This window comes from Bacillus sp. ME78 (assembly GCF_903970865.1).
GTDB lineage: Bacteria > Bacillota > Bacilli > Bacillales > Bacillaceae_G > Bacillus_A > Bacillus_A cereus.
Window position 1 is genome coordinate 1 of sequence record NZ_CAJCKK010000057.1, and the last position, 8,666, is coordinate 8,666.

An 8,666-nucleotide genomic window follows, 5' to 3' on the forward strand; every position below is an offset into this window, starting at 1 on the left:
CATAGTTTGGTGATGATGGCAGAGAGGTCACACCCGTTCCCATACCGAACACGGAAGTTAAGCTCTCTAGCGCCGATGGTAGTTGGGACCTTGTCCCTGTGAGAGTAGGACGTCGCCAAGCAACTTTAAGACGAGTCAGAATGACTCGTCTTTTTTGTATGCTTTCATACCTCTATCAATTGCATTTTTAACTCCTTCTAAATAAGAAAATCCATATTTTTTATCTGGTTCTAAGTAAGTTCCTTCCGCCCACTCATTCCATGCGTTAATAAATAAAAACTCGCTGTTGTAAAAAGAGTAAGTACGATGAATTTGCTTGCTTAAATATATGGTGAACTTTTCAGGGGTAGAACCTACAAAGATGCTGCTATTTGCGTTTTTACGTCGTGCAGTATTATCCCAATCAACAAAAGCCCCAGGAAATGTTTTTTTCTTTGGGAGCGATCGTTGTAATATATACATCCATACTTTATCGTAGTCCCAAACATTCAATTGCATATCAGAATCATATATGACCTTATTTATGTCTGAAGAACTATCATGGGCAATTGTATAGAAAGGTTCAAACTGAATGCTAGCATCGAATCCATTTATATTAGGTAGTGGAAAACTGTTTAATGTTTCAGCAAAGTATATGCCTTTTAAACCATTTTCTCGCGCTAATGCATTCCAGTAATTAAGCATTTTTTCACAATCAGGAATATGTCCTGGACGATAAATAATGAATAGAGGTTTATCATCTATATAAATATATCTCTCATCTTGGAAAGCCTGTAATAAATAATCAAAATGTTCCCTCCAATCAGATATATCTCCGTAATCTTGAGGCATTAATATATGTTTATCGAGACCATCCCAAGATTTTGTCCATGGTTCATTTGCCCAAGAAAGACAAAAAGGGAAGTCAGGTTCCTTCATCTTTAGTACCTCATTGAAGGGGGTTTCTAATAGTCTTTTTCCCTTAAACCAATAATGATAATAACAAAAACCATATATACCGTATGCTTTAGCGATTTCTGCTTGCCACTTTCTTACGGAGGGGCTAGTTAAGTCATAATAAAAATCTTGATAAGGTTCCCTCGGTTGATAATGTCCTGAAAATAAAGGTCGTGCACTTTTAGTATTTGTCCATTCAGTAAATCCTTTCCCCCACCATCGATCATTTTCTTTAATTTGATGGAATTGTGGTAAGTAAAAAGCGATTATTTTCAAAGTATATCCCCCCTCATGTTTTTCGTAGTTTAATTGTTGGGAAGTTATTCTTCATTTGGTGGAGTAATTTTAAAACAAGAGATATGTTAGCTGTTTACTGTTTTTTTTATGGTATGTATTGAATTTGCTTTTACAGCTTACTTAATAAGAGAGTATTAGGTAATTTGATATATAGCTGAAATAGAAAGTGCTTTTCGTCATGAAATTAAGTGTATTACGTTGAATAAAAGGAATTAAATTTTTTGAAGGACAAAGAGGGCTTGTGGTAATCGATTTACATCATCAAAAAAATCTTGTAGCTTTAAATATTTCTCATAATGATTTTCAATATAAGTCCTAGGTATAACAGTTTCTCCGTAAAAACTACTATTTCTAACATCCCCTGCACCAGTAGCGCTGTGGACAAATTTTCCGTTTTCATAATCCGAGATGGCGCGATGTATATCTGGAAAAGCTTGAGATAAAGTTTTATGCCATCCTGTTTGAATTAATTCAGGATGTTCGTGGAATTGTTGACAAAAATCAAGAAAATAGCGCGCTTGTGTTGTTGCGATGAAAATTCCACCAGGGCGAAGAACTCTTGAAAATTCTTTTATCCAATTTTCAGCAGTTTCTTCGGATAAATGTGAGAATACAGAATAAGCGAATATGATATCTAATGAATTGTCACTAATAAATTCTACAGGGGGATGTGGACTTGCTGTTTTATATATCCCTCTTCCTAGTGTTTCATTACAAAGTGTGATCATCGCAGGATCCACATCAATGCCAAGTAAATTTTGATCAGAGGCATCTTTAAATAAGAAGCGTATAATTCTTCCCCATCCGCAGCCGAAGTCTAAAACTTTACTTTCTTTATTCACGGGAACACCTAAATTCTGGGCGTATTGTTTTATATAGCTATAAAACAAATATGCTTCATAAAGAGCATGTTCATAGGAAGCACCTACAAATTGTTTTTGAATTTCTTCAGGAGGAAACCTAGGTACGGGAACCCCATTTATCGTTGTTTGGGAACAACTTTGTATAAATAAATTTAGAAGTTCAACATCAGATAGTGAATTAACAAGATTATCAAAATCACTTCCTAACTTAAAGTTATGCATTTGTCAAACCTCCGAATTATATAGTGATTAAACCTTATTTTCTTGCTTTTTACTAATAAAAACATGTAAAAATTCAGCATCTAACCCGAGTGATCTATCCTTTTGTAAATAAACAATGGTATACATATTTGTGTGTGTATAAATATATTCAATCATATCCTGCCCCCAATCGAACGTTACTAAAGACCCATTCTCATCAATAGGGTTTCCGTGATAAATGGGCTCTTCAATATATTCAATCACCTCTTTATTCAATCTTGCTCTTTGCACAGTTTTTGTGAGTGTATGATACCAAGGCACAGTAAATACATGAGCGCCGCCAGGTTTTAATACTCGTTCTATTTCTTTAAAGGCTTTGTTTGGCGTCATTACATGCTCAAAAACGTCTTGAGTAATGAATAAATCAAAAGATTCATTTTCAAAAGTCATGTCTTCTAAGTTCTCACATCTAATTCCTTGAAAGTATTGGCCAAGAGGATAGTTTTTAAAGTATTGAGAATATGTATAGTTTTTACAGTTTTTTAATAGTAGCTGAGTTGTAATTCCTCCAGGAGAGGATTCGTGGATACTATAGGAATCCCATTTTGGAAAAAATGTGTGTAAAGTATGGATTAAAGCTCGCTGCCTTGGGATAGAGTTACATGTAGAACATAAATAATGATCTCTAAGCCAATCATTATGCTCTATAAATGTAGCTTTCTTTTCGCAAATAACGCAGTACCCATTATTGTGTTTCAAATTGATTTCCACACGACATCACTCCTATGTTACATGCAATCTATTTATGGAAAGTATGATACACGTCAACAATCGGCGAAATCAAAGGGAATAGGTGAAAGTTAGGTATCTCTTAAAATAGCGATTAGGAAAAGGGAATAATCAGTTGAAGAGAACCCGACTCGAATTAAAGTTTCACTTTATGCTATGCGATGCATTAGCTTTTATTCATAGAAAAATGTATAGACTTAAAGTATCCCTCTCGTGTATGGGTACATTTCAAAGTCCTGTGCATATATTTCTGTAACTAAATCCATAGTTTCTTTATCATAAAAGCTTTCGTATGTTGGAAATCGTGGGAAGGCTTCATCTGTAATGCTAAGTTCTGCATAGCTCCCTGCATAAATCATCTTGTGGGCGCGATGATGATCTGAATTTGTAAGAAGTGCTAAATTGGATTTTATCAAATCGTACGTGTGTTCCAGTTTGGTGATTTGTGCATTAAAATCTTCTAAAGGAATATAACATTGGATGAAGTTTTCTTCACCAGGGACGTATTGTTGGCTAAAATGTATATCTATTGCTAGGGAATTGGAACCAAATGCCTGAACGTAATATAAAAATTGTTTAAATGATATTCCTTGATTACTATATTTATCATTATAAAAATAATGACGGATACTTTCCCATTGGGGGCTAGCGTATGGATTGTCAGCAAGTAATAGAAATGAGCTGACAGCCCTTGTATAGGGATTTCGCACAAGTTTACAAACATCCTTTTTACCTTCTAGAAGACCATTCTGTAACTCTGGTATGTAATTTATATTGTTCTTATACACCCAGAATTCATAGTAATGAATAAAGTCATTGTATTTCTTTGCTTCAGTAAATAATCCAATTTGAAAAAAGAACCAATTAGCTAATGCGGTGCATCCGCTTCTGTGACTCCAAAATAGTATAAGGGGAAAGTCTTTATGGTAATGCGGAATTCGGTCTTTATGTAGAATTACATGATTTAAAAGCTCTTGATTTATATTTTTCATGAGTTTCGCACTCCTTTTTTTGAGAACCTTGTGTATGTAGAAGTTTTTTTATGGGTTAAACAAGTGAGGATTGTTTATTAAATATATTCATGGGGATGAGTAAATATTATGAATGTTTTTGCAGTCAATCTGAATAAGGAAGTTCTTCCAAAATGAAAATAGAAAATAAAGATAATGAAAATTTATAACAAACATACAATGATAAGAAGATGAATAATCGAAATGATCCAGTTTATTTGTGTATGTTTTTAGGTTTGACGATGGGAAAAATTTATTACTAGAGAGATGATATTATGAGGAAGAATAATTATTTAATAGTAGGTGGAAATAGTTTCATTGGTATCAACCTCGCATTGGGTTTATTGAAACAGGGGCAAAATGTAAAAGTATTTTCCAGGCATATAAATAATTTTCCTCAAAATATTATAAGTGAAGTTGAATTTATTAAAGGTGATTTAGAAAATGTTGAGGATATATATAAGGCTTTAGTGAATATAGATATTATTATTTATTTAGCTGCGACGTCTAACGTAGCAACTTCAATTGAAGATGTTTTCGGCGATATTAATAGCAGTTTATTTTTTCTTAATTTCATGGAAAGTGTTAAAGATTTTCGTATTAAAAAAATTATATTAGCTTCTTCGGGAGGCACAGTTTATGGTGAACCTGAATATTTGCCTATTGATGAGAAACATCCATTAAGACCACTTTCCCCGTATGGAATAACAAAAGTTTCGCTCGAGAATTATTTGTATTTTTATAAGAGAAAATATGGAATAGATTATGTTGTATGTAGATATTCTAATCCGTATGGAAAATACCAAAACCCCTTAAAAAAAGTTGGGGCGATAAATTGTTTTTTGTATCAGCATCTCAGTAATGAAAGGATTAATATATATGGGAATCCAGAGGAGATTATTAGAGATTATATTTATATCGATGATTTAGTTGAAATTACTATACAACTAGCACAATTAAATCAATTGAAATCTTGCGTATATAACATAGGGAGTGGCAAAGGTCTTTCTTTAAAACGAATTATTGTGGAACTAGAGAAAATAACAGAAAGAAAAGTGGATTTTATCTGTTATAAACAAAAACAAGAGAACGTCCAAAGAATCATTTTAAATATTGATAAGATAAAACAAGAATTGAATTGGGAACCTAAAATAGATTTTAAAAATGGGATTAGATTAAATAAGCTATGGATTGAAGAGTTCTTATATAGTAAAAAATAATAAACCACACTCTACTTGTATTTAAGCAGAGCGTGGTTTATTATTTTACTTCTTTTTCTATTACCCAAAGGTCTTGATGTTCCCACCAAAATCCTTCAGTATACTTTTTGATGATTGGGTTATAGGGCAATAATTTAATTTTGTCACACACGTAAGAGGGGCTAACTATCGTTTGTCCGTACTGATTAACATCTAAATCGAATTGTTCACTAGAAGAGAGAAACCAATAGCCCTGTTCGTTTAAATTTGGAAACCCGAAATATTTTTTACTTTGATAGCCATGGGTTGTGAAAATGAATAAACCACCAGGTGAAACAGCGTTATACAATGTTTGAAGCCAACGAAACCAAGTTGTATCAGGCATATGAGAAAAAAAGGATAGACAAAAAACAATATCGTACGTAGAGGAGTCTAATTTTAACTGTTCGGGCTCAGGATGAGATAATATAGAAGGATTATTTAATTTGTTTTCAATAAAGGAAATGGCCTCTTCGTGTATATCACAAGCGGTTATACTCAAATTCGCTTGTAGATTTAATAAATGACGTGTTACGCAGCCGTATCCAGATGCAAACTCTAACAATTTGATTGGATTGCCTGTAGGAGGATAAAGGGAAGTGATTAAGTCTAAGAGTATTTGTGCTGAGTTTTGCCCGTCTTTAAAATAGTAATCTATCGCTTCTTTTTTTGATGGGAAAACGGGATTAGTGACAATGAACTGAAAGATATGATCCTCAGGATGGATACTTGCATTTACATTGTAGCTGTGTGCGATTTGAGAAATTAAATCTTTATGTTCCTCTATAAAGTCTTTCAAAGAGTATTCCCCCTTAAATAATAGTATCGCCTTACAAGAGATATTGATGGCAGAGAAAGCATACGTTTAAATTTTTAAGTATGCTTTAAGATACTTTCTATATGTATACATTTTCATTTTAGAAATGTCATCGATAGTAAAGCTTTCTTTAATGAAATTTTGCATTTGCACAACTTCATTGTAATGGGAATATGAATCTTCTGTTCTTGTTACACTATTTAAATGTCGTCTATGATAGTTTAGGGGGGCTGGATTGAAGTAAATATCTCCCTCTGTAAGAAGAGAAACATAGAAGAACCAGTCACCAGCTATTTTGAACTTTTCTAACTGTTTTTCTGTTTTCTTCATATCTATATTTTTAAAAACTACACTCGAGACATTAGGTATAGTGTTTTTGATAAGTAACGTATCTTTTATTTCGTCGACGCCTTTTCGAAAATAGGGGGCTTTCCATTTCTCTTCATCGATATCATTTGTGTAATTTAAATAATGATTAGCCAATACATTTCCTTGTTCGTCTATTTGTTTTGATTGTGTGTAGCTTAAGGCAATATTGTTATTTATATAAAACCCCTGCATCACCTCTTGTAAAAATGTCTTATCGCATAAGTCATCGGCCTCTGCAATCCAAATATAATCACCAGTTGCTGCAGTGACGCCTTTTATCCATTGTTTAAATACAGAACCAGAGTTTGTATCATTAATAACCTGTTGAACCTTCAGATGGATCTTATTTTCTTTTGAGAGCAGTTTTTTAAATGTTGATACGCTATGATCAGTGGAGGCATCGTCTAAGAAAATTAGTTCGTAAAGAGGGTAGGTTTGGTTTAATATTGATTCGATTCGATCAGGTAAGTATTTTTCATAATTATAGTTTGGTATGATTACGCTTATCTTTTTGTAATTATGTTCGAGAAGATCTAGTAATTGATAAATGTAAGTAAGAAAATTGAAGTTTTTTTCGATAAGTTCTTGGCCAAAGCTTCCCTTTTGTAATCGTAATCCCTCATCATGAATAAATTCATATATTTTTTCTAGCATTTTGGGTAAATTTAAAAAGTCTACTAAGGCACCGGTTTTTTCTGTAACAACATCCTCAAAACCTCCAGCATTTTTAAACCCTATAACAGGAAGTTTTGCATCTAATGCTTCTAAAACAACATTTGGAAAAGGATCTTCCCTTGAAGTTAATAAGTATAAGTCAGCTCCGGCGTTATATAATCCGATATCGGGAGTAGGATCGATTACTGTGAAATGTGCTTTATATTTAGGGGGCAGTGTATTCAGGAATTGAACATCTGTTCTCCCTACCCAAATAAAATGAATATCCTTGTGAGTCTTTCTTACTGAGTAAGAGATAAGTGAGAATAGATCGATTCCTTTTCGATAATCTGCGAAGCCTACACCCAGGATGATTTTGCTATCTAGAGGCAGGTTAAGCTTCTTACGTAACTCATTTCTAGCTTTTGCGATATTATTCTTATAAGGATTGTGGTTAAACAAACCTTGAGGGAGAATGTGACATTTTTGAGGATCCAATTCAGTGATTGTACGAAATTTTTCTTGTACGTATTGTGAAGGGAAAACAACTTTGTAAGCAAATTCAGCGATGTTTTTAGCTTTCCCTTCGGCAGAGTACTGTTGTATTAAATGCGGTAATTCATGTATTAATGAAACAACTTTTATATTGTGTCTAGCTAGTAATGCGACGATATCGCCACTTATGACAGTGCTACATATGGCGAGGGTAAAATCCTGTGATAATAAATCCTTTATTAATAATTCGACCTTTTCTTTTGTTTGATAATCTTGCTCGAGACAATAAACAGGACCGTACTTTTGGAAATCGGGAATTAAAATACCGGATCCAATAGAAATAATTGCAACAGAGTAATCAAAGTTTTCTTTAAGAGCCTTAATAGTATGTAAAGAAAGTAGCTGTGCTCCGTGGAAATGGGCATCATGGGATACATAAATTATCTTTTTATTAACATGCATTTCATAACGCCTCCTAAGTTTATTAGATTTCTTTTCCTTTTTGTTGATTAAAGGTAAAGAAGAGAAATGTTTTATATATAATCCCCTAGAGATGAGTAGAAGGGGGGGCGTACGAAAAGAAAAAATATTATCCTTAATATATATTTACTTGGTCTCGCATTCATTCTTTAGAAAAGTATTAGTATTAAGTTAGAGAGTGTAGTCTGCAGATTGTTAGTTTGAATACATACGTTTATGAAGTTCTAAGGATGTGTTAGAAATTAAGAGAGGGCAAAGCTTTTATAATTTATAAAATAAAAAAGATAAAAAGTATTGACGATTGATCTACAGGGGTGTAATATAGGACAAGTCGCCGATGACATTAACGTCGCAAGCGACAAACGAAATGAAAAACTTAGTTGACATTAACTAATGAAGATGTTAACATAAGGAAGTCGCAAATGAGCGACCAAGTAGTTCTTTGAAAACTGAACGAAACAAACAACGTGAAACGTCAATTTTTATTTTTAGATGCTAGACAAACTAACTTTATTGG

The 8,666-nt window shown here is 33.2% G+C and carries 7 protein-coding genes and 1 rRNA gene; 2 read left to right on the forward strand and 6 right to left on the reverse strand.

Annotated elements, in window-relative coordinates; translation table 11 throughout:
* The first annotated feature begins 5 nt into the window (after positions 1–5).
* Positions 6–121, forward strand: a 5S ribosomal RNA gene (gene rrf / locus H6481_RS27655).
* Between the two features lie 14 nt (positions 122–135).
* On the opposite strand, the gene H6481_RS27660 is transcribed toward rrf, so the two are convergent.
* The 4 genes from H6481_RS27660 to H6481_RS27675 form a co-directional block, all read right to left on the reverse strand.
* The gene (locus H6481_RS27660) at positions 136–1,212 is read right to left on the reverse strand and encodes a glycoside hydrolase family 99-like domain-containing protein (protein WP_078994983.1); all 1,077 of its coding nucleotides are present in this window, start codon (positions 1,210–1,212) and stop codon (positions 136–138) included.
* 233 nt (positions 1,213–1,445) lie between these two features.
* Positions 1,446–2,318, reverse strand: a complete 873-nt coding sequence (locus H6481_RS27665) for a class I SAM-dependent methyltransferase (RefSeq protein ID WP_000551407.1) — start codon at positions 2,316–2,318, stop codon at positions 1,446–1,448.
* Positions 2,319–2,345: 27 nt separating this feature from the next.
* Complete coding sequence (locus H6481_RS27670; RefSeq protein WP_000405127.1) at positions 2,346–3,068, reverse strand: class I SAM-dependent methyltransferase; 723 nt, start codon at positions 3,066–3,068, stop codon at positions 2,346–2,348.
* 215 nt (positions 3,069–3,283) lie between these two features.
* The gene (locus H6481_RS27675) at positions 3,284–4,078 is read right to left on the reverse strand and encodes a sulfotransferase family 2 domain-containing protein (protein ID WP_000790050.1); all 795 of its coding nucleotides are present in this window, start codon (positions 4,076–4,078) and stop codon (positions 3,284–3,286) included.
* 293 nt (positions 4,079–4,371) lie between these two features.
* Here H6481_RS27675 and H6481_RS27680 point away from each other — a divergent pair, with 293 nt between their 5' ends.
* On the forward strand, positions 4,372–5,316 hold the full coding sequence (locus tag H6481_RS27680) for an NAD-dependent epimerase/dehydratase family protein (protein ID WP_001230828.1): 945 nt from the start codon (positions 4,372–4,374) through the stop codon (positions 5,314–5,316).
* A gap of 40 nt (positions 5,317–5,356) precedes the next feature.
* Here the strand turns inward: H6481_RS27680 and H6481_RS27685 are convergent, their stop codons facing one another.
* Positions 5,357–6,133 (reverse strand): class I SAM-dependent methyltransferase, encoded by a 777-nt coding sequence (locus H6481_RS27685; protein ID WP_000651236.1) that lies wholly within the window; start codon positions 6,131–6,133, stop codon positions 5,357–5,359.
* A gap of 66 nt (positions 6,134–6,199) precedes the next feature.
* Positions 6,200–8,131, reverse strand: a complete 1,932-nt coding sequence (locus tag H6481_RS27690) for a glycosyltransferase (RefSeq protein ID WP_182813747.1) — start codon at positions 8,129–8,131, stop codon at positions 6,200–6,202.
* Positions 8,132–8,666 lie beyond the last annotated feature (535 nt).

Coding starts and splice junctions, on each gene's coding strand:
- H6481_RS27665 (WP_000551407.1), bottom strand. CDS start 2,318: ATGCATAACTTTAAGTTAGGAAGTGATTTTGATAATCTTGTTAATTCA.
- H6481_RS27675 (WP_000790050.1), bottom strand. CDS start 4,078: ATGAAAAATATAAATCAAGAGCTTTTAAATCATGTAATTCTACATAAA.
- H6481_RS27680 (WP_001230828.1), top strand. CDS start 4,372: ATGAGGAAGAATAATTATTTAATAGTAGGTGGAAATAGTTTCATTGGT.
- H6481_RS27690 (WP_182813747.1), bottom strand. CDS start 8,131: ATGCATGTTAATAAAAAGATAATTTATGTATCCCATGATGCCCATTTC.